Source organism: Clostridium sp. KLE 1755 (assembly GCF_000466465.2).
GTDB classification, from domain to species: Bacteria; Bacillota; Clostridia; order Lachnospirales; family Lachnospiraceae; genus Eisenbergiella; species Eisenbergiella porci.
The window spans coordinates 295,767-317,517 of record NZ_KE992693.1; the positions used below are offsets into that span (position 1 = coordinate 295,767).

16 protein-coding genes and 1 pseudogene are annotated in these 21,751 nt (G+C 41.9%); all 17 read right to left on the reverse strand.

All coding sequences use genetic code 11. From position 1 onward, the window contains the following. Positions 1 to 210: 210 nt before the first annotated feature. Positions 211 to 828: a glycosyltransferase gene (locus HMPREF1548_RS10815; protein ID WP_286137935.1), complete on the reverse strand. Its 618-nt coding sequence runs from the start codon at positions 826 to 828 to the stop codon at positions 211 to 213. 9 nt (positions 829 to 837) lie between these two features. Then, positions 838 to 1,410 carry a glycosyltransferase family 4 protein gene (locus HMPREF1548_RS10820; protein ID WP_021636113.1) on the reverse strand — a complete coding sequence of 191 codons (573 nt, stop codon included), beginning with the start codon at positions 1,408 to 1,410 and terminating at the stop codon, positions 838 to 840. A 17-nt stretch (positions 1,411 to 1,427) separates the two neighbouring features. Next, positions 1,428 to 2,171: a WecB/TagA/CpsF family glycosyltransferase gene (locus tag HMPREF1548_RS10825; protein WP_035321687.1), complete on the reverse strand. Its 744-nt coding sequence runs from the start codon at positions 2,169 to 2,171 to the stop codon at positions 1,428 to 1,430. A 24-nt stretch (positions 2,172 to 2,195) separates the two neighbouring features. Beyond that, the gene (locus HMPREF1548_RS10830) at positions 2,196 to 3,161 is read right to left on the reverse strand and encodes a type I phosphomannose isomerase catalytic subunit (RefSeq protein ID WP_021636115.1); all 966 of its coding nucleotides are present in this window, start codon (positions 3,159 to 3,161) and stop codon (positions 2,196 to 2,198) included. A 21-nt stretch (positions 3,162 to 3,182) separates the two neighbouring features. Then, a complete protein-coding gene (locus tag HMPREF1548_RS10835; RefSeq protein ID WP_021636116.1) occupies positions 3,183 to 4,493 on the reverse strand; it encodes a sugar phosphate nucleotidyltransferase in 1,311 nt (436 codons plus the stop codon). Between the two features lie 20 nt (positions 4,494 to 4,513). Next, positions 4,514 to 6,187, reverse strand: coding sequence for a phospho-sugar mutase (locus tag HMPREF1548_RS10840; protein WP_021636117.1), 1,674 nt, complete (start codon positions 6,185 to 6,187; stop codon positions 4,514 to 4,516). Between the two features lie 661 nt (positions 6,188 to 6,848). After that, on the reverse strand, positions 6,849 to 7,382 hold the full coding sequence (locus HMPREF1548_RS10845; protein WP_157065663.1) for a hypothetical protein: 534 nt from the start codon (positions 7,380 to 7,382) through the stop codon (positions 6,849 to 6,851). Then, positions 7,295 to 8,530, reverse strand: a complete 1,236-nt coding sequence (locus tag HMPREF1548_RS10850; RefSeq protein ID WP_021636119.1) for a hypothetical protein — start codon at positions 8,528 to 8,530, stop codon at positions 7,295 to 7,297. Before HMPREF1548_RS10850 ends, HMPREF1548_RS10845 begins: the two co-directional genes overlap by 88 nt. Positions 8,531 to 8,553: 23 nt before the next feature. Continuing rightward, positions 8,554 to 10,122, reverse strand: coding sequence for a hypothetical protein (locus HMPREF1548_RS10855; RefSeq protein ID WP_021636120.1), 1,569 nt, complete (start codon positions 10,120 to 10,122; stop codon positions 8,554 to 8,556). Further along, positions 10,097 to 12,106: a hypothetical protein gene (locus HMPREF1548_RS10860; protein WP_157065664.1), complete on the reverse strand. Its 2,010-nt coding sequence runs from the start codon at positions 12,104 to 12,106 to the stop codon at positions 10,097 to 10,099. The genes HMPREF1548_RS10855 and HMPREF1548_RS10860 overlap by 26 nt, the downstream gene beginning before the upstream one ends. Positions 12,107 to 12,445: 339 nt before the next feature. Next, a complete protein-coding gene (locus HMPREF1548_RS10865; RefSeq protein WP_021636122.1) occupies positions 12,446 to 13,465 on the reverse strand; it encodes a hypothetical protein in 1,020 nt (339 codons plus the stop codon). A 61-nt stretch (positions 13,466 to 13,526) separates the two neighbouring features. Beyond that, on the reverse strand, positions 13,527 to 16,772 hold the full coding sequence (locus HMPREF1548_RS10870) for a hypothetical protein (protein WP_021636123.1): 3,246 nt from the start codon (positions 16,770 to 16,772) through the stop codon (positions 13,527 to 13,529). Continuing rightward, the gene (locus tag HMPREF1548_RS10875) at positions 16,769 to 18,355 is read right to left on the reverse strand and encodes a hypothetical protein (RefSeq protein WP_021636124.1); all 1,587 of its coding nucleotides are present in this window, start codon (positions 18,353 to 18,355) and stop codon (positions 16,769 to 16,771) included. Before HMPREF1548_RS10875 ends, HMPREF1548_RS10870 begins: the two co-directional genes overlap by 4 nt. Positions 18,356 to 18,368: 13 nt before the next feature. Further along, entirely contained in the window at positions 18,369 to 18,764 is a 396-nt protein-coding gene (locus tag HMPREF1548_RS10880) for a hypothetical protein (protein WP_021636125.1), read from the reverse strand. Positions 18,765 to 18,777: 13 nt separating this feature from the next. Beyond that, a complete protein-coding gene (locus HMPREF1548_RS10885; RefSeq protein ID WP_021636126.1) occupies positions 18,778 to 20,433 on the reverse strand; it encodes a hypothetical protein in 1,656 nt (551 codons plus the stop codon). 97 nt (positions 20,434 to 20,530) lie between these two features. Continuing rightward, positions 20,531 to 21,358, reverse strand: a complete 828-nt coding sequence (locus HMPREF1548_RS10890; protein WP_021636127.1) for a hypothetical protein — start codon at positions 21,356 to 21,358, stop codon at positions 20,531 to 20,533. Beyond that, a pseudogene (locus HMPREF1548_RS30485) lies at positions 21,349 to 21,751 on the reverse strand (hypothetical protein); the annotation flags it as partial. The gene HMPREF1548_RS10890 and the pseudogene HMPREF1548_RS30485, both read right to left, overlap by 10 nt.

Genomic DNA, 21,751 nt, shown 5'->3' on the forward strand with positions numbered 1-21,751 from the left:
GCCCCCCCCCCCCCGATTTCTCCATATATTTCCAGATCTTGTTTGATCGGATATAGAACTCTAAAAAGCAGAGATGCCATCTTGTTTGCACTGCAAATTCTATAACACACAATATTTCTAAAACACTTATTTCTTAACAAACTCTTATTGAAGCTGCTCAAATTCACATCTTGAATGCCTACATACCATATATTTCTCGACAAATCCTCTTCAATTATTTTGTTGAGATTCAAAGCCATACAAATCGCAACTACTGGGAGTGTCCTTATATAATTTACAAAATACAATATTTTCATTAAATTTATCTCCGAGATTCAATGTTTGTCTATAAAAATTCAAAATGTTATCTTTGAACACATCAAAGCCAAACATTTTTTGGTATGTCATATAAGCATTTTCCCCCATCATCGAACGTTTTTCTGTGCTTAAAGCTAACTCGATAACTTTTTCTGCAATTGCTTGTGGATCTTTAGGCGCTATTAAAAAGCCATTTACGCCATTATTAATAATTTCTTTTGTACCATCTACTGCTGTTCCAATCACAGGTTTGTGCATTGAAAAAGCTTCAATAGGAGTCAACGGAAGTCCCTCCCACAGGGAACTCAATACAACATAATCCATCTGCGACATGATGTTTTGAATATCCGGACGATACCCCAGAAATATAATGTTGTCTTGATTATGGCCGTCTGCAACCTTTTTCTTTAGTACTTCTTCATCTTCACCTTGGCCCACAATAATATATTTCAAATTGTCAACTTTATCATGTGCCAAATTAAAAGAATCCACAAAGTACATCATTCCTTTTTGTTCCGAAAGTCTTCCAATATTTCCAACTTAAACAAATCCTTCTTTTTTTAATTGTTCCAAACGACTATCTGGTTTAATTGCTTTTTCATATGCTTTGACTGCGTTATGTATTACTACTACTCTATCTTCTTGGAGGTGATAGTATTCGACTAAATTATTTTTTACTTCTTTTCCACAAGCAATTACCATTGCTTTTCTATAGGCAAACCTTGTTAACCATTTTTTATCATTAAATGTATTGTGTGCTGTTGCAAAGAAAGAAAAGCTGTTATTCATTATCTTTAGAAATGCTACATAAAATGCAGCCATTCTATGGTGGACATGAACAACTGTAATTTGCTCCTTCTTTATGATGCCTTGAATTTTCCTCGAGGTCGAAAGAATATTCCTTATATTTTTCTTTTCTATATCGGGTACTGTGTAATGGACGACCCCCATTTCATTTAGCCGCTTTTCATTCACTCCACCGCAAGAACAAACTACGACTTTATTTACAACTGGAGTTAATATTTCACAAAGTTGCAGTACTACATTTTCGGTTCCACCAAGTCCCATTGTTCTTGAGAAAAGCAAAACATTTTGTTGTTGCAGTGTTGTCATAATTCGCTCCCATCTATTTATCTTTTTCTATACTTAATCGCTAGACCAAGAATCTTTCGATCATCCACCAAATAGCGTTTTGCCATTCTCTTTGGATCTTGTGTAATTCTAAAAAGCCACTCCAAGCCATGATTGGACATCCATCGGGGAGCTCTCTTAATATTTCCTGCTTCAAAGTCAAAGCTGGCACCCAAGCCAAAAGAAATCGGCACTCCAAGCTCTTTACAGTGGTAGTACATAAACTTTTCCTGTTTCGGGCAACCTAATCCTACAATCAAAATATGAGGGGCGGCCTCTTTTATCATGGATTTAATTTTATCCATCTCATCCTGTTTTTTTTCAAAACCGAATGGCGGAGAGTATGCACCTACAACCTGTAATCCTTTAAATTTATTTGCAAGGTTTTCTGCTGCTTTTGCAGCTACACCTTCAGCCGCACCTAAAAAGAACATCTTATATCCTTTTTTCGCAGCCATATCACACAAGAGTGGGAACAAATCCGATCCTGAAATTTTCTCTTTAATCGGTGTTCCATACCATTTTGCAATCCACAGCAGTGGTTTGCCATCCGTCAGAATCAATGACGCATTTTCATAAACCGCCTGTAATTCTTTACTTGTTTCAAGCTGCACAATATGATCCACATTCGGTGTTACCACATATGCACTTCTATCCTCTTGAATCAGCCGATCAATAGCCTGCAGCGTTTCCTGCATTGTCAAGTTATCAATCTCTGTATTCATAAACTTCATTCTTGACATTTATCCACCCTCACTACAAGCTTGTTAACACCGAACCTTAATCAGCTCTGCATCGCCAACAACTAAACATCTGCCTAATCCAGCCGGCAAAAACAGTGTTTCACCTTTGCTGAAGCGCATCGGTTTCTGCTCCGCATCCATCGTCTGCACTTCACCATATCCATCCAGGCACATTAACACCTGAAAAGATGCATCCATAACAGAAAATGTAAAGCCTTTCGTTACTTGTATTCTTTCTGTTTCAAAATATTTACACCGGCAAAGCAGCTCACGGGAACAGCCAGAATAGTATTTCACCATTCTCGGTTTTTGACTCACATCCGGCGCGACTTTCATTTTCATGACCTGCACAGCTTTGTCAAAATGCAGTTCACGCTTTTTACCGTTCTTATCCACACGGTCATAATCGTAGACACGGTAAGTTATATTAGAGCTTTCCTGTATTTCAGCTACGAGAATCCCCTTCCCAATGCCGTGTACTGTACCCGCCGGAACAAAATAAGTATCGCCCTTGTGGACTGGAACTTTATGCAAGTGCTTATCCAGTGTTCCGGTCTCAACTGCTTTTCGAAGAATTTCCTCTGTCACCTCATGCTGAAATCCGTAGTTCAAATGCGCACCCTCATCAGCATCAATGACATACCACATTTCGGTCTTGCCGTTATCGCCTTCGTGTTCTCTTGCATAATCATCACTAGGATGAACTTGTACGGAAAGATCTTTCTTGGCATCGATGAACTTAACCAAAACTGGAAGTTCACCATCTTCTACCTTTGTACCGAGATATTCAGGATGTGCTTTCAATACTTCAGCCAGTGTTTTTTCTTTATATGTACCATTTGCCACATAACTTGGGCCATCCGGATGAACCGAACACTCCCAAGTTTCTGCTAATGGTGTTAAATCAATCTTTTTACCATATTCTTCCCGAAGTCGAGTACCACCCCACAAATAATCTTTACCCGTCGGAATCAATTTCATGATTTCCATTACTCTGTCTCCCACTATTTCTTATTCCATCGGAAATTTAATCTTATCTGCGACGCTAATCTCCTCTCCAAGCTGAACTTCGATCATATCCAGTGCAGTAATGGCCTCTACTGTATGCTTGCAGCCTGCTGCGATGGTAATCACATCGCCAGTACGAAGAACCTGCTCCATTCCATCCACAGTTGCCTTGCCTTTACCAGATACAACCGTCCAGACTTCTTCCCGATAATTATGCATATGATAGCTCATATTTTCTCCAGCTTTCATGGAGATCTTTACTGTCATGGAACCCGGTTGCACATCAATGACCGTATAAGTACCCCATGATTTCTCGGCATACATTGCCTCGGTTTCAATTTTCTCAACATACGGCTTCATATAACCACTGCGCTCTTTATCAGAAATCAGAATGCCATCACCACTTGCCGCAATAATCATGTCCTTGCAGCCCATGCAGAGAATTGGAATATTCAGCTCATTCACCACATTGGTGTTCTCGCAGGTTTCATCCAGAATGGCCTTGCCCTTGGTCTTATCTGCCATGACCTCGGCCATCATGTTCCAGGTGCCGACATCCTTCCAATCTCCGCTGTAACGCAGAACCTGAATGCTAGACTCTTTCTCGACCACAGCGTAGTCAAAGCTGATTTTGGTCAGTGTGTCGTATTTATTGAAAAGGTCACGATAATCCTCGAAGTCGATCATGCTGTGAGCCTTATCCATCAGGTATCCCAGCTTAAATGCAAAGATACCTGCATTCCACAGTGCGCTCTGAGCTAGATACTTCTTTGCCGTTTCTACATCCGGCTTTTCCTTAAACTCCTTGACTTTGCTGACATTATCTCCTCTTTCAGGAATGATATAACCATACTTTTCGCTCGGATAAGTCGGCTCAATACCCATCAGCGTCAAGTTTGCGTTGCCCTGTTCAGCCAGTTCCTGCAAAGTTTTAACTGCTTCGTAGTATGTATTGTCCACATACGGATCAACCGGGCAGACAACAACTGCCTCATCCTCTGCAACGCCCAGTTCATCATGGAGATAAGCTGCGGCCAGTGCAATGGCCGGGAACGTATCGCGGCGGCAAGGCTCTACACAAATAGAAGCCTTTTCACCTAACTGATTCTTGATGACACTTGCCTGCGATTTGCTCGTTGCAATAGTAATCTTTGCATCAGCATCTACCGTGGTGACCTGGCGATAGACACGCTGCACCATAGACTCATACTCGTCATCATTTTTGAACAGTTTGATAAACTGCTTGCTGCGCACATCATTGGAAAGAGGCCAGAGACGCTTACCTGAACCACCAGAAAGTAAAATAATATTCATAATTTTTTCTCCTCGTATCTTTACTTCAAGAACTCTTCCGCGCTCTTGCAGATCTCTGCTTCCACTTTTTCTGCTGCCGCCTTGTTCTCTGCACTGACAGAAATATAGGTCTTGAGCTTCGGCTCAGTGCCGGAGGGGCGCACCACGATGGAGCAGTTATCTTCCAACAAAAACTTCAGCACATCGGATTTAGGCAAACCATCCAGCCCCGGAGCATAGTCTAGTAGCTTGACGACCTTCTTGCCACCAAATCCCTTAATATCACCACGGAACGTCTGCATGATGCTCTGCATCTTAGCAAAACCGGCACTGCCATCAAACTCATAGCTGTGCAGGGTGTTCAGGCAGTAGCCGTAGGTCTTGTACAGCTCGTCCAATTTGTCCAACAGGCTGATACCCAGAGTAGCATAGTAGCTGAACATCTCGCAGATCATATAGGCACCGTCCACACCATCCTTATCGCGGACGTAGGAACCGGTCAGGTAACCATAACTTTCCTCAAAGCCAAACACATAGCTGTCCGCCTTACCCTGCTTTTCCAGCTTGCCGATCTGCTCACCGATAAACTTAAAACCGGTCAATACATTGATGGTACGCAGACCATAATGGGTGGCGATCTGCTCGCCCATATCCATGGTAACAATTGTCTTGACCATAACCGGATCAGCAGGCATCTTGCCGTGTTTTACGCGCTGGCTGCAAATGTAGTCCAACAGCAACATACCGGTCTGGTTACCGGACAGCAGTTCATACTCACCTGCCTTGTTCTTGACAGCAATGCCCACACGATCACAGTCCGGGTCAGTTGCAAGCAGCAGGTCAGCATTGCACTTCTTGGCATATTCCATACCCAGTTCCATTGCTTCCTTAATCTCTGGATTAGGATATGGACAGGTCGGGAAGTTGCCGTCTGGCTGCTCCTGCTCCTTGACCACGGTGATGTTGGTATAGCCCATTTCTTTTAGAGTACGAGTTACAGGCTTTAAGCCGGTACCGTTCAGTGGGCTGTACACGATAGCTACGTTCTTATTAACTTCTTCGCCAAACAGAACGGACTGGCTCTTGACCTGCTCCACAAAGGCGGTGTAGACTTCATCCGGAATGTACTGGATACTGCCGTCTGCCACACCTGCTTCAAAATCGCTAGTCTTAACATCTGCAAAAATATCCAGCTTTTCAATTTCGGCCAGAATCTCCGCAGCAGCCTCGGTCGTAATCTGGCAGCCATCAGCACCGTAGACCTTATAGCCATTGTACTTGCTAGGATTGTGGGATGCGGTCACCATGACACCTGCAGAGGTATGCAGATAACGGGTCGCAAAAGACACAGTCGGGACCGGCATCAAAACAGGCCAGATATTGACCTTGACACCATTCGCAGCAAACACACCGGCAGCCACCTTTGCAAATACATCGCTCTTGATGCGACTGTCATAGCCGATGACTACAGACGGAGTTTCAAAATTCTTCTTTAAATAGTCCGCCAGACCCTGAGATGCCTTTGCAACCGTGTAGATGTTCATACGGTTGGTTCCTGCGCCAATAACGCCGCGCAGGCCGCCCGTTCCAAAGGCAAGATCACGGTAAAAAGCATCTTCAATTTTTGTATCATCTAACGTTTTCAATTCAGCGGCAACATCTACATCTGCAGTTGCATTCACCAGCCATCGCTCGTATTCCTTTTTAATATCCATAATTCATTTACTCCGCCGGTCCTTCTCGAACCAATCCCTTAAAAGTATCTTTATATCTATCTACACATCCATTTGGATGGTATTTCTTTTTCCTCTTACCGCTCACACGGCTAAGTGTTTTCTTGTGCTGTCGTATCCAATTACCCCAGCAACCAAGTCTTTTCTCGATATTTCGTCTATTTTCCTACATATCTTTATCCAGACAGGTTCACTCAACAAAATCAGTCGAACTTTTCCTCACTTTTCATCGGCGCATATTCATACGCCGCACTCTCCACCCTCTACATCAAAGTGTTATGTTATTGAGTAGACCTGTTTTTCTACATCTATTTTTCCAAATTTATCCATTCCATCTTTTTTGTAATAATCATACAAACAAACCCATCATTCTTATTGCAACCTGCACAATGATTTATTCATCTCTTATGAGGTCTACACGACAAACTATTAGTAATTTTCGACCGTTACTCAACGCCACGCAGATAAATGCAGTTATCAGTATTAACGCCCTACTGCACAAAACATGATTTTCACAGTAAAATACGGCGCATATTTATGCAAAAAGACTTATATTTGTATGTATATTCAACTCCACCATAGTCCATCAGACCGCAACTGATTTTGCCCGGTAGACATTGTCATAAAGACCTCCACACTCGCATCAATTTATCTCCCCATCACCTGTCCCTGCCTGTCCTCCTCCGGCTTCCTGCGTCTCACTCTGTACTTCACCACTTCCTATCCCACCGCTGTCTTTCTTCTCACTGCCACTGTCTTCCTTTTCTTCAGGTACAAGCTGTTGTGTCTGCGGTGTCTGTTGTGTCTGCGGTGTCTGTTGTGTCTGCGGTGTTTGCTGTATCTGCGGCAACTGCTGAATAGCAAACGCATTTTCCAATGTCTCCGTCCGCTCTCTCAGAATTTCCAAATTTCCTTCCAGTTTTTCTACCTGCTTCTCTAAATTCTCTATCTGCAGTTTCATATCTTCAATTGCTGTCGTTTCAGAAATCATTTCTGTTTCAGATTCCCCGTTCGCATTCTCCTGCTGCATACTTTTTTTTACATCAGCTTTTCCCAAAGCAAAGCCCAATAAAAAAATTACCGCCAGAATCACCAGGGCCAGGACACTATAGAGAATTTTTCCTTGTAATGTACTTTCTTCCTCCGCTCTATTATCATATTCAAATCTCTTTTCCATTTTCTATTACCTCTCTTTTCATTTTCAACGGAACTTTCAGGCAATCCATCAAGTAGAAACATTTCCTCAAAGTAAACATAAGGTTCGCTTTCCTGCCAACGTTCTTCTGCCTCATTATAAAAGTGCTTCAGGAACTCACCGGCCTCTCCTTCTACTTCGTTGACCCAAAGATATTCCTTATCCCAATAATTCTTCAACTGGCCTGTTACACATATAAAAAGTCTGCCATCCGGCACTTCTTTCCCTGATATCTGAAAAGTTTCTTTCATTTTTTCATCATCTAATGAATCATGCTTTGTATAACATTGAATTTCATCATTTACCCATTCCTTTATCCTGTCATTTTCCCATAAATAGCTCTTAATATCCCAATAAAACCTTGCCTGTTTTGGTACCTCAATTGAAAATGACAGTTGCCACTCATTCCGCTTGTCCCGGCCTACTCCGTCTTGCTCCTTATATTCATACAGATACAAATTGTTATTTTCCGTTTTTCCATCTGTTTCAAGTCCATAAGATATCCTTTCTAGGACATTTTTATATTCCAAATTCACCATAAGGAAATCCAGATTCCCTGAAACAAAATCCGAATATTCCGCTTTTTCTGCAGGCACTACATTGCCTGCCCCTGAATATACGTTCTGCATTTCCCTGTCTTTTTGTTCATCGTTTGATATGACAAAATAATCCCTGCCCTTTTCCATCCGTTCGTCTATTAGTTGATAAATAATATCCTCATATACATCTCTGACACCTTCTCTGGGACCTGACAGGGAAACCAGCCAACCGCTGTTCCTGTTCTCTCCAAACCATAATAAAGTCTGTATCTTCTGGAAGTCTTTTTGCATTTCTTTAAAAGAAATACTGTTTTCTCCTATTACTTCTTCCATTCCTTCTTCAAAAAAATAAATATTAATACTAACTGGTTCTCCTTCTGCATCTTTCGGATATTCTTTTTGTATCCAGTCAATGACATTTTTTATTTCTTTTGCATTTTCTTTTTGCTCCTCTGCCTTTTTCTCAAGAATTTTGTAATCATCATCTATATGGACGGATACCAGTCCCGCATTATGTACCGCATTAATCTCTTTTTTGCCAACGAGGCAGAAGCATATTAAAATGGCTGGCAAAATTGCTGATTTTTTCATTTTTCTTCCCCCGCTGGTACATACTAATCAGGCTTAACGTCTCCGACTTTAAACAATTTTACAAATCCGACTCCCTGCGTATATTTATTCAGTTCAGAATATTCCACTTCTATCTTTATAATTGATTCTTCTTTCACCTTGTCAAGTATTATGAGGTTGGTTCCTTCGACACGGCACCGGGGGGTTGTCTGATTCTCATTCTTAACAAACCAGGCACTGTAAACAAGTTTATCCTCCGGGTTGTGCAGCAGTCCATGTTTTCCCTGTCCCGTCTGAACTATGCAGCCAATATAGTCGGATAAATTAATCCGTACCTCTTCATCCGTTACTGCTATATTGGAAAGTATTTCTTTCAGCTGACTTTTATCTGAAGCAGCACATATATCTATCTTTGGTGCACTGACAAGCACAGTCTGTCTAATTCCAACCGCACATTTTCCAAAACGTTCTACAGTTACCTGGTATTCCCCTCTGTCCAGATAAATACTTCCTGCATATACCGGCTCTTCATATGTAAGCGGCATATTGTGCTTCTTCTTTGTATTTCTCTCTGTAAAACAAAGACAACTGTTATTCATTATGTCAGTCGGCTTCCCATCATATTCCGCCTTAATTATCACTTCAAATTTGCTTCCTTCATAAATGAAATCCGCAAAGGGATCCGTCTGAAAGCTGACCGTAATCTGAGGTATAAGCATAACCTCACATTCTCTATCCTTTATCACTCCTGCCAGTTTTCTCAATTCTCTGCCTTCCGTATAGTAAAAGCAGCCATTTTCAGTATCACCGCTTCCCACCAGGGTCATTCCTGAAGCATCAGATTCCGGCAAAGGTTCATTGCAGTGAACATAATACTCATCCGCTTTCCCATTGGTACTGCTCAGTTGAGAAAAGCTTTCCCAGTTCATACCGCATCCGTACATGATTTCCGCGCACATCTCTAATACTTCTTTTGCAGCCTTTACTGCATCCGCTTTCTTTCCTTCCTGAAGCCGAATCTCTTTCACCCCATTCAATTTCACCTGCTCCAGTCCATTAGCTCTTTCAGCCTCATTTTCCCATGTAATAAGGCGCAGATGGGCATTTTGAACTGTTCCCCAATTCGTTGTTTCGTAATGACTGCTGTTTTTACTGTCATACATATCTGAAATTATAATCACTTCCCATGGCTCATTAATTTCACCATTCTCAAGTTCAACATCATCTGTCTTCAGATCTAAAATATTTTTCAACACTTTATCCAGATCCGTATTCTTTTTACCGTAATCAATGAAACTATCCCAGCTCACCTCCTCACTCTGTGAAGAATAATTATTCCCCAGCTGGGAAACCTCTTCATCAAAGGTATAGATTCTGCATTTTACCCTATCCGATTTATAGAAATAATCGTACAGCAGGGAAAGAATATATTCCCTGTACTCCTCCATACTTTTTACAGAACCGCTGATATCCACATAAATACAGACTTTTTTCATGATTTTTAAATCATCATATCTCAGTGTTTCTTCTGCCTTGCATTCTGTTGCCCGGGCGAAAAAGGACAGGAACAGTATTGTGATAAAGAACTTAATACCTATCTTCATTGTCTTCATACAACAGTACCTCCTGTTCAAAAGTTGCCTCCATATTATCAGTATTGAAGGCCCTGTCCATCAGGACTTCCAATAAAAGATCATAAAATTCATGGCTCAGAACATAAAATTTTGTACATTGGTCTATCTCATCCAACAATGGAAATACCAGTTCCGCCTCCATCAGGAAGCCAATTTCAGCCTTCATCTTCGAGGGGATCAAACTGCTGTCAATAACGAGCCCATTTACCATCTCCGCGCTTACTGTTATAAGTTTCTCCAGGTTATGTGGAATATAGGGCTTAATTCGGTATCTGTAATCTTTTTTAAATTTTTCCTTTTCCTGTTCATAAAATATCTTTCTCTGATAATAATCATCCGCCTTTTCCACCAGTAGTATTTTCCTGAACAGAGGCATTGCTTCAACCCGGCTCAGCATGGTTTCCGCATCAGTTTTCAGCAGGCTCTCCAGACAGTTTCTATTCTTTTTTTCTTCCTCTTCTTTTTTAAAGTTACCATTGTTAACCATCTTTTTCAGCCGGGCTGAACTGATCCAATAATGAAGTGCAGACATCAGGAACAGAATCACAGTCATGAAAAGCAGATAAGTCATCAGGGGCTGTCCAATATATCGGATCACCATTCCTCCTGCAATAGCTACCGCAGCAGTAATGCATATAACAACATTCCAATGAGAATCCCGCTGTTCTGAAGCAATATCTATGTATTGGTTAAGAAATGCTGCAGCTATAACATTCCTTTTTTTCAAAGCTTTTTCTGCAGGCCTTAAATGCCCTCGAAGGAAACATAAAACCAGAATAAATCCTTCCATAATCACTCCCATTACAATCGACATGACTGTTTTGGGATAATCATAAAAGTGCATCCTGTCGGCAATAAGATACCAAACCTCTTCAAAGGATCTTTCCTGGTCACTCACTTCCTGGTCAATAATTTTGAGCCAGTTCAGCGCGCCAAGATAATTTCTATAGGAGCTTTCATGGAAATTGGGGTAACCGCTGATTTTATCCGGATTTACGTCTCTTATGCTGCTGAAGATTTCCATCTTTTCCAAATAATGATAAATTAATTCTGCATATTGTTTTGCCTCACCTTCCGCGTTCTCACCACTACTATCAGCAGTACTGTCTAAGAAATTTTGTATATTATCAAGTGGGTCTTCGTTTTCCGATGCAAAATATCCCCGCATGATTAAATAATTATCTACTGCTATTTTTAAATCGTTTAAATCATAGCCTGTTTCTCCAAATAAAATATCGGAATTTTGATCATAAACGTGTATATCATCCAAAAATAATTTAAAATTTTCAGCAAACTCCTCGGCTTCAAAATCAGCTTTTCCGTTTGCAAGTTCATTAATAATATCAGTCGCTCTTGATGACAGATCCTCTTCCTCTGCTTTTTTGCATATATCTCTCGCTTCATACAGGAAATCATTCAAAAAATCTTTTGTGTTTTCATAATATAACTCCAGCTTTTCTTTATAGTGCTGCTGATCTTTTTCCAGGAACCGGACCACTCCATATTCTCTGTCCGCCGCCGTTTCCCGTGCAATTCTTTGTTCACATAGATAAACTGCAGAAAAAAATGATAAAATCAAGCCGGTTACAATAACCGCAAATGACATAATAACTATTTTTCCGATCTTTGCTATTTCTTTCAGCTGTTCATTTGTACCGTCCTTATCACCTGAGTTTATGTAGACTGTTTTATATGCACTTGCAAAATTATCACTGTCCACTTTGCCTGTATTTGATATTTTTCTGTCTGGTATTTTTTCTGTCTGATAGTACCTTGTTATTCTCCTTGCACGGGCATATCTTGGGAAAAAATATCTGACAAGCCTGGAAGAGAAAAGCAGAAAGGCTGTCTGCAGCCCAAAAGCCATAAAAATTGCTGATACAGTATCAATTACATTATCCAGCCCGCCTGTTACCATAAGGAAAGATGTTGCGCTCAGGAAGGTAATGGCATAATTCATCATGACAAACTGTGCACTTTCCGAAAAATGTCCGAAAAGAAGCGTCCTGATCCCGTCCTTAAAGCTGATTGCACTTTTCACGGCATCAATAATATCCACTATCAGCGCAGAAATATATAGTATTAATTCCTTTATGGCGCCCATAATGCCTTTGCCAAGCCCTGCTTTTCTCATCTGCTCGTTCCCAATGAGAATAATGAGTATTATCGCTGTCAGAACCAGCCAGAATAACTCGTTTTGCCCAAGATCTATCAGCTTTTCCTTAACAATTATGGATAATTCATTCAACTGTTTATCCAAAATTCCGCCCCTCTCAAAAATCTGATTTACAGCTTATATTCCTTATCCGTTTTCTGATGTGATAATTTTTCCTTTATGAAGCAGTATAATTTTATCTTGTCCTACTATTTTTACTTCGGCAGGTATGATTTTGGTGATTTTTATCTGATTTTCTGTTACTGGTTCTATTTCAAACACTCTTTTATAGCCATAATTATCACACTGTTCTAACGAAAGTTTTCCATTGGTTTTCACTTTTCTCGGATAAATATATATCTTCTCCAAGCTCTCTATAATTTCAAATGAACCTTTACCAGATATTTTGTAAAATATTCCCTGTTCCCATAACAATTCATCATTTTCCAGATCTCTTAATAGAATATAAATAGCTTTTCCGCTTCCTTCTTCCGGATAGATAACAGGAACCTCTTCTTCCTTTGCAGTCTCCGCTTCTGTCTGTATCCCGCTGTCATTTCCTTCTTCATTATCCGGTTTCGTTTTGGCAGGAGATTGCATTTCATCTGAATCTGATATTTCAGCAATATTCTCTTCTTCTATTGCTTCATCTGTTGTTGTTTTCTGTTCTTCGTTCCCCTGTTCTTCTTTTACTAAGTGTTCCCTCGACAGTTCACGATCTTCAAGAATCTGAGATTGCTGCTTCACAATAAGTTCCAAGCTCTGTTTTATTAAGTTAAGCACGTTTTGTAGTTCATCATTCTTTTCTTTTTCATTCTCCTTCAATTGCGTATTTTCATATTTCAGGTTTTCATGCTCGCTTTTTAGGTTTTCATGCTCATTTTTTAAATTCTCATACTTATTTTTAATTTCCGTATTTTCTTTATCTGCTTTTTCTGCTTTATCTCCGAGTGAATGAAAACATTTTTCGAGGTTCCTAATCTTCCGGTATTTAGATGATAAGGCGACTAAATAAATGACTGAAATCCCCAAAGCCCAATACACCGAAAAAGGCTGTTTGAATATACCGAGCATCCACAGTTCGAAAAAAAACGGAATTACCAAAAGCAACAACGAATAAAAAGCATCTGTCAATTTGAATACTTTCTTCACATTTTCCCCTTCCATCTTTCGTTTTTCCTGCCGTTTTCAAATACCTTACCTGTTGAAAACGGCAGGAAATCACTGCTTACAGATTCTTCATAAGAAGGTAATTGGACATTTTTACATCAAACAGGATATTCCACAGACATTTAGGGTTGTCTTTGTCCCGGCTTATTTGCGACCACAAATTTTCCGCACTCTGCCGGAAAAAGGCTCTGTTGTTTTTTTCCTTTTCAGTGGCTTTATCCTCACTTTTCCCGACCGAGATCAAATCATAAACCTGCGTTTCCCCTTCTTCGGTTCTGAGACTCAGAAAGCTCTGTCCTTTGACTTCCTGTATAAAATTATGGTATTCACTAATCAGGTTTTCGATTTCCGCCTGATCCGGTGCGGCCGCAGGAAATACCGCTGTATGACAGGTTTCCTTCCAATAAGCATCTATCTTATCACGGTCATCCAGCGCTTCATTATTTATTGGCGATATATACTTTCCTGTTTCCACCATGCCTTCGACCACCTCTGTCTTACGGTATTTGCCGTCTACCGCAATAATCATGGCACTTTCACTGATCCCGGCTTCTTTGCTCAGCAGGCGGGTAACATATATCCCAAACTCTGTCTTCTGGAATTGGTCCAGAGGAAAATTTATGATATTTCTAAGTGCCTGCTTACCGCCCCCATATAAGAACAGTTTGAAGTTTCCACTCCGGCTGTTATAGAAAAGCTGAAGCAGTCTGCCATAGACACGGAAAAGATTCAAATATTTATAGGTTAAAATGACTGCAAATTTTACGTATATATTCGAAGTACTGACATTCAAATCTTTTTGAATTCCCACTTTTTCAATAAGCATCTGAATAATATTTCGCTTACTGTCCTGTATCCCCGGATCTCCCACTCCGTTTTCATCCGGTTTTTCCATCTGATCCTTTTCAAAATCCTCATACATGTCTATCAGTTTCTTTGCATCCGAATACACCTTATTATCCACACCGGTTTTAGAGGGAATCTCCCACAACCCCCTGAATCCGTCACTTTTTCCGCGGAAGAATAATTCTATCGTGTCCGCCAGAATTTCCCTTCCCGCATATCGCATGGAAAACTGTATTCTCTTTGGAAGCTGATTTTCCTGCGTTTCTCCTATAAACAGATTAAAATCGCTGGTTCCTGCACCAATATCACAGATGCCAAAGGTACTTCCGGCTGATACCAGTTTTTCCGGTGTCTCCAACATAGCTTTCTGCAGGTAGCGTGCATTGGCTTCGGCTTCGGAACAATAGGTTGTCTTCTCTATGACAATGCCGCTGTTCTTGTTAAGAAGAGAGATAATCTTGCCCCAAACCTTCTGAATTCTTTCATATACATTACTTCTCGGATAGGAAATACATACCTGCATTTTACCTGCTCCATTGAGGGCACATTCCAATGCGCCAAGCCATAACATATTGTAGAGGAATATCTGAAGAGCTTTTTCATAAAGATTTCCTTCTTCCGGGCCATATTCATTTCCGAACTTAATATCTGTTACCACCTTGTCGTCCAGAAGCGGTTTTTTCCCTTCCATAAATTCATTCAGCAGTTCCAGATCCGGGAAAAGGGCGCACCCCTGTTCATAGCAATATATTTCAGATTCTCCAAATCCCTGTTTATATATCCTGCTCATGGTAGGGAAGCCTCTGTTGATCTCCCGTTCCGGCGCATAGCACTGCCTTGCAAACAGACTGTCCCTCCTGCCCTCCGTCCCGGAAAGAAGTACCTCATACAGCCCCTTCCTGGCCAATCTATAGTTAATATCTTTACCGTTAATATCCTTATAAGCAACAATCGTATTACGGGTTCCCATATCCAGAGCCCACCGATATGTCTTTGAAAAATCGGTTTCCGACAAAGACGGCGTGCCTACGCAGATAGCTCCCAGATATTCACTTTTCTTTTTGGGATTTCTTACAGCATCGGGGAGACCGAAATCCGTCCTGCAGAGTTTCACAAAAGATGGAAGTCTGTTATAGGCGGCATAATACCATTCTTTTTTAAATTTCTCCTGGCTTGTCAATACATTGGAACAGTAGATGTCGTCATCCGCCATATCAATCATGCTGCCTTTTATCTGAATGAAATCTTCCAGAAATTCCTGCAGAGCTGTTCCTTCCTCACCATCATCTTTACATTTCAGGAGCGCCATATAGTACTTTTTCCAATACTTTACAGGCAATTTCACATAGGGAAAAGCGGTTATTATGGGTACTCCCGATGCATAAATCAAAGCTTCCTTCCGGTAACACCTGGTTACTTTAATAAATTCATTTTCAACTTTAAGTCGGAAAGTAATAACCAGATTTTTCTTTGCTCCAAAGTGACTTGCGTCTATATCCACTCCCGTCATATACACATTCGGTGTTTCTTCAAGAAAATTCACCATTTTTTCGGATAACGGCAAAAATCCGGAAAAATAAAATGGATCATCCTTCAGTATCAATTGGAATGAAAACACATTTTCTTTTCCAAATTCTTTTCCTTCATCCACATCTGAAATGGGCTTAACTTCCGTTGAGGCAAACAAGAGAGTGGAATTGAATATGGCCGGAAGGTCAACTGCAAGAACCGGCAGTTCAAAAAATTTCTTTCCCGTATTCTTTTCACCAAATACCGCTTTCCTTACATTGTCCGACTCAGGGTGGATTCTGTAGCTATCCTCCGGAAGCAGTTTGGCTCCCTGCTCTTTCAGAGCAGTACAGAAGCGGACAATATAATATTTGTATTCAATCGCCTCTTCCTCAATACGGGTTAAGTAGGTATAAAGAATATTCTTTTCATAATCCTGAAGTCTCTGTATGCAGTCCTCTCCCATATCCTCTTCTATCTGCTCGGGAAACTCTGCCATGGGCAGTAAAAAGCCATCCTTATCAAAAATGGCGATATTCTTACCCTCCAGCTGAAGAAGGAAGAGCCTGTCATTGCATTCAGTATTCCCCGCCAGCCTGCGGCCGAAAATATACCATACAAGAGGGCTGCATTCGCTTTCTTTAATTTCTTCTATACGAATATCCGATGCCCTGTATTTGCTCAGTGCGAATATAGTTATTACCTTGCGCCACAGTTCTTCTTCATACCGTTCCTTCGCATCGCCAGTCTTCATATCACTGCGGAGCTTTATTACATGTGCCGTACCGGAAGAGATGGCATCAAGCCCGGCTGTCTCCGCATGTTCCCTGGCTGTCATCTGCCCCAGTTCCCCCAGCGACTTGATTATGTTGTGAAATCCCGGTTCATTAGCCGGAATAATTTCCCCTCCGTTTTCTAAGGGAAATGGCACTGCAGCAATAATCTTCATCCCTGTTCCTCCTCTCCGACTTTGCACAAATCATAGATGCACAAGAGCAATTCCCTGGCAATTTCACTGCCGGACTTTCCTTTTTCTGCAATCTTATGCAGGCTTTTCCGGTTCAGCAGGCTGTCATAAATATCAAGTCCCTTTTTCTTTTTTGGATAATTGGCATACTCTTCTACCTCTGTCAGTTCATCAGGATCCATCCGTTGCCGTACTGTTACATATCCATCTTTACCACACTCCAGAATATACTTGATTGCGTCTTTATTAAAAAACCGGGTGACGCTGTTTTCTTCCTGTCCATATTTGGTAGTATCCTCAAGTTCTAACCAATATTCCATATATTTTCTGCAGAAGCCGCAGCAGCACAGGACGGTTTCACGAAGCTGCGTATCAATTTCTTCAATCACATTTGCCTTCGCATTATAAAAAAGTCCTTTCTGGCCATACAGATGGATAATCAGCGCTTCTCTTACATAGCCTTCAAATTCAGGACGGAACAGTGGTTCCAGACATGCCAGCAAAAATGAGGAAAACCGCATAAATCTTACATGCTTTTCCTTAAATCCAATTCCCTGGGGCATGTGTTCCCATGAAATAAATTCTGTTCCTTCATGAGAATACTGATATCCGAAAAGATTGTAATTATTTTCATTACTTTTTTTCAGGATGTCATTAACAGCAAGCGCAACCAGCATATCTATTATGTGCAGTTTATTCTTTTGCCTGTCTTTTGCCGCATTTACATCAGAAACACGATCTAGAACCTCCTGTCCCAAATAATAGAAGCTGTCAAACACCGGATCCTGTTCTTTTCCACTTTTTATCAGCTTCTTTTCATCCCCAAGCACAATCGTTACTGTAGCCGATTTTGCATAGAACTTATGGTAATTAATCTGGTTCTGATCATCACTTTCAGGATCCGGAAAAGAAAAATAGGGTTGTACATGGATACAGTGGATCCGCAGATTATCCCTTTTGCCTTGGAAGTTCTCCGCCAAAAACTCCCCGAAATTCACACCAAGACTGGCTCCGGTTCCACCGAAGGAGGTACACAATATAATAAAGTCTATCTCATTTCCCGCAGCCAGTTCATTTTCTACATCCTTTACCATACTGATTTCCTTATAAACCTTTTTATATATCAGTACGTCACTGGTCACTGCCCCCAAATTGGCCTTGCCATAATACCCGCCTTCCAGGTTTCTGTTCTGTTCCTCTTTTGTCAGACAAATATCAAGCAATTCCCTGTCTTTATCATTTAGTTCCTTTTCCATAGCCATGATATAGCGGATGGACTCATCCTGCGCACGTATTCCCGCCTGTTCCAGCATATCTTCGAAGAGATCTTCCACCCTGGAAACAGCTGTTGCCGCCATTTCTCCGCCTTCCATAACCTTCCGAAAATCATTGTACATTTCACAGAAGGTTCTGCTGTCCACATAATTGGCACTTCTCGTATCCTTATCAATAGGGTAGCATCTGATTTCACAATCCTGATATATACCCGCCGCACAGTTCAGATATAAACAGATTTCTCCTCTTGAGGGTGTTCCCCCGAACATCGCCACAAATACCTTTCTCATCGTATACCTCCTCCTACCAGGGTCTGAATTTTTCCAGGGAAATACAGAATGCAGCTCCGGTAATCAGTACATTAAGGATGACATGTCCCCAGGCTTCATCCAGAAATCCCTGCAGCTGCACCAGCCCGAAAGCAAGAGCGGCGTCTGCGATTATCACTGCTATCAGCAGAACAAGACTCGTACTGTAATTTTTCATATCTCTTGTTCGCTTTTTCGCCTGTGTCCAATACCATAATGTATAGCTGCCCCACAGTACTATGAGGGGGATCAGGAACAACTGCATCATCAGGCTCCCTCTGTTATCCGGGTTAAACATGGCAAGATCCATTGATAAAAGGATGCCGCTTATCAAGGCTGAAGCCCCAATTCCCGCTGCTATCGTTCCACTTCCGAACAGATATTTCTTCATTTTTGATGCCCTCCTATTCTTTCAGATCCGTAATTAATACAGGTATTTCCGCATACGAAGATACAAAGCGGAGCGTGTCATCTTCCATTCGTTTGTTCCGGTAGCCAAACAGGATGTCATAGAAACCTATCAGGTTGTAGGTATGTTGGAAATAATCATCCGGCTCATCTGAGCTTGACGTGTCAAACCTGTAAAGCCATTCCGGCCTTTCATAAGGCACCCGTTCCTCTTTCATTATCTTGAAAATTATCAATATTTCCTTTTCTCTGGGGCTATGCCCTTTTTCTGTCGGTTTGTCCTTACAGGAAAAGAAGACAGCTGTTGGATATTCAGGCATAGCACCCTCATATTCTTCCGTAATTTCCTGCATAATCTCCACTCTGGAATTACCGTCTGCAACCCATTCCCTCAGTTTCTCCTCTTTCTGCTTCATTCCTTCCTCTGTTTCGGTTTCCTGTGTGCTGTCTTCATTTTCCCCGGAAAGTCTGTATATCCGGTAATCACAGGTGTAAGTGATATTCGGGTTCTTTCCATCGCTGAGCGGAACGTAGAAATTCAGCTCCCAATCCCCCATTTTTTCAGGGACTCCTTCTGCCTTCCGGTATTGGAACGCCGCTATTTGGGTAGGGAGTGTTCCTTCAAACAGCTGGGATACATTGTTATAGGGAATCAGGTTTTTTGAAGGTCTGGTGCTTGTTGACTCTGCCTGCAAAGTTTCTTCAGTACCCAAGTCTTCCGCGTTGTTTTTTCCTCCGTATTTCTTTCCGCCGCCACTCGTTTTGCCCTTCCCTGAATACAACTCTTTCATTTCCTCATAATCAGCAAAAGGCTCAAATACGACATCCGTTACATCTGCCTTGACCTCATTTACAGACAGTCTGCTTGTGGCAGTAAAATAATCCTTTCCCTCAGTCAATTGCTGTCCGGCAAGCAGCTCCGTCAGCTCCGTCCTGTATTTAGCTACATACTGCTTTGGTCCCGTAATAAGCATATAATATGGTCTTTTGCCATCCACCCGCTCATCCAGCATATTGGAAATCTGATCCGGATTTGGTACCTGGGTATTCCCATGGAACTCAAAAGAGAACACAAACAATTCCGCCGCACAGTCTTCTTCCTCACAAAGCTTCTGTATCTGCTGTGCAAGCTTTGTATTGTTGAGGTTCTGCTCCGCTAAATCCGTAAGAATGACATTAACGTATCCTGCGTCTAACCCACCCTCAAAAAAGAGGCTTGTAAGCGGCCCCGCTTCGGTTTCGTTCCATCCTACATGGAAGCCATCCGCAGCAAAATCCTGATAAACACTTCCTTCATATTCCACCCACCGCTGCTGATACCTGTCTATCGTATAATAGACTGCATCCTGCAGCCTGCTCATATCACGCAGGCACCTTATCAGGGCTAAATAAGAGGGATCCGGACTGCGGCTGAAATTTTCATCGAATGTAAACCCTTCCATGCTTCCTGTATTATCAAAGTATATCCTGGCCGGGATAACGGCTTCTCCAGCCCACGCATATGCTGATGTATCGTCATTTTGCTCCAGGACTGTACTGTAATTGGGGAATGGAAGCGTGCTTCCACCGCTGTTTTCACTCTCTCCGCATCCACAAAGCAATAATACGAACAGGACAATTAACGGCACCATTTTGTATATGCTTTTTCTCATTTATTCCCCGCCTTTCTTGAACCTTTATTTAGCCTTTTTCCAGCTGTATTCCCAGCCGGCCTACTGCATCCCACCCGCATCCTCTTTCCTATTTTTTCTATTCCACCTTTACAACCAGTTCTCTCATCTCTGACCTGTTCCCATCCGAATCCACCGTATACAATGTCACCGGATATTCCCCAGGCCTGCTAAGATCCACATGTCCTTCCAGCTTCAGGTTATTATAAAGCGTATTATAATCATCTTTATCGTCCGACATTGTCTCTATTACCGTATTCCAGTTCGGTGCAGTTCCTTTTTTAGTAATAATCTCATCAGAATTCATCACCAGTACAGGAGCAGGACCCGACTGTTCTTCATTTCCGTCTCCATCTTCCCGGTTTTCGTTTCCGGTATTTTCTTTCCCGCTGTTTTCATCCCCGGCATTTCCATCCTGCTGTGTATCTTTGGCATCGCGGTTATCCGCAGCCCCGCCATCCTCAGAGCTGTTACCCTCCGTCGAATCATCTCTCATTACCGTGCCTGATTCCGTCTCATTCTGACTCATTCCATTTCCATCGTCCGCCTGCATATCTTCACCATCGGGCGCAGCAGCAGATTCTGAAGCAACTGCAAACACCTTCGATGCCTTGCCCACATTATTGGATTGATCCAGTGCTACAAACGTTACGATCACTTCTTTTCCGTTTGTTCCAGCTACTTTTTCCACCATCAGGCTATTGCTCACATCTCCGTCTCTGTCATCCGTCGCTGTTACTTCCTGCAGCAGGAGACTCTCGTCCATCCCGTCTTCATAGACCGCCGTACTATCGCCAAAGGATATCACTGGCGGCGTTCTGTCCTTCCCCAGATACAGGAACAGGCATACAACAAGAAGGACAGCATCCACAATCCCTATTCCAATTGCCAGTTTTTTTATTTCCATTTTTTCTCCCCTCCTGATTCCTCCGGTTCTTCCAGCATTTCTATTTCAGCTTCCTCCAACTGCACGATATCCACATCCAGCTGTATCATGTCATCTTCTTCATACAGGCCTTCCGCTTGTTCCTCCCCGGAATCTCCGACAGCCAGTTTCACATTTCCGTCAGCCTTTGCCGCAGTCCTGCCTTCGTGCCCTTTCAAACCTGCGCCATTCTCTTCCTGCTTCTGCCCGGCCTTTACCGGTTTCAGCCCCTTCTGCACTACTGCAGAATGCAGTCCGCCTTCCTCATTCCCTCCGTAATACTTTCCATAATACTTCCCATAATATTTTCCATAGTAAGCGCCGTAATACCCCTTGCCGCTCATATTCACCTTATTCAGTATCACTCCCAGGATC

Coding starts and splice junctions, on each gene's coding strand:
- HMPREF1548_RS10820 (WP_021636113.1), bottom strand. CDS start 1,410: ATGACAACACTGCAACAACAAAATGTTTTGCTTTTCTCAAGAACAATG.
- HMPREF1548_RS10825 (WP_035321687.1), bottom strand. CDS start 2,171: ATGTCAAGAATGAAGTTTATGAATACAGAGATTGATAACTTGACAATG.
- HMPREF1548_RS10830 (WP_021636115.1), bottom strand. CDS start 3,161: ATGGAAATCATGAAATTGATTCCGACGGGTAAAGATTATTTGTGGGGT.
- HMPREF1548_RS10835 (WP_021636116.1), bottom strand. CDS start 4,493: ATGAATATTATTTTACTTTCTGGTGGTTCAGGTAAGCGTCTCTGGCCT.
- HMPREF1548_RS10840 (WP_021636117.1), bottom strand. CDS start 6,187: ATGGATATTAAAAAGGAATACGAGCGATGGCTGGTGAATGCAACTGCA.
- HMPREF1548_RS10845 (WP_157065663.1), bottom strand. CDS start 7,382: ATGGAAAAGAGATTTGAATATGATAATAGAGCGGAGGAAGAAAGTACA.
- HMPREF1548_RS10850 (WP_021636119.1), bottom strand. CDS start 8,530: ATGAAAAAATCAGCAATTTTGCCAGCCATTTTAATATGCTTCTGCCTC.
- HMPREF1548_RS10855 (WP_021636120.1), bottom strand. CDS start 10,122: ATGAAGACAATGAAGATAGGTATTAAGTTCTTTATCACAATACTGTTC.
- HMPREF1548_RS10860 (WP_157065664.1), bottom strand. CDS start 12,106: ATGATGAATTATGCCATTACCTTCCTGAGCGCAACATCTTTCCTTATG.
- HMPREF1548_RS10865 (WP_021636122.1), bottom strand. CDS start 13,465: ATGGAAGGGGAAAATGTGAAGAAAGTATTCAAATTGACAGATGCTTTT.
- HMPREF1548_RS10870 (WP_021636123.1), bottom strand. CDS start 16,772: ATGAAGATTATTGCTGCAGTGCCATTTCCCTTAGAAAACGGAGGGGAA.
- HMPREF1548_RS10875 (WP_021636124.1), bottom strand. CDS start 18,355: ATGAGAAAGGTATTTGTGGCGATGTTCGGGGGAACACCCTCAAGAGGA.
- HMPREF1548_RS10880 (WP_021636125.1), bottom strand. CDS start 18,764: ATGAAGAAATATCTGTTCGGAAGTGGAACGATAGCAGCGGGAATTGGG.
- HMPREF1548_RS10885 (WP_021636126.1), bottom strand. CDS start 20,433: ATGAGAAAAAGCATATACAAAATGGTGCCGTTAATTGTCCTGTTCGTA.
- HMPREF1548_RS10890 (WP_021636127.1), bottom strand. CDS start 21,358: ATGGAAATAAAAAAACTGGCAATTGGAATAGGGATTGTGGATGCTGTC.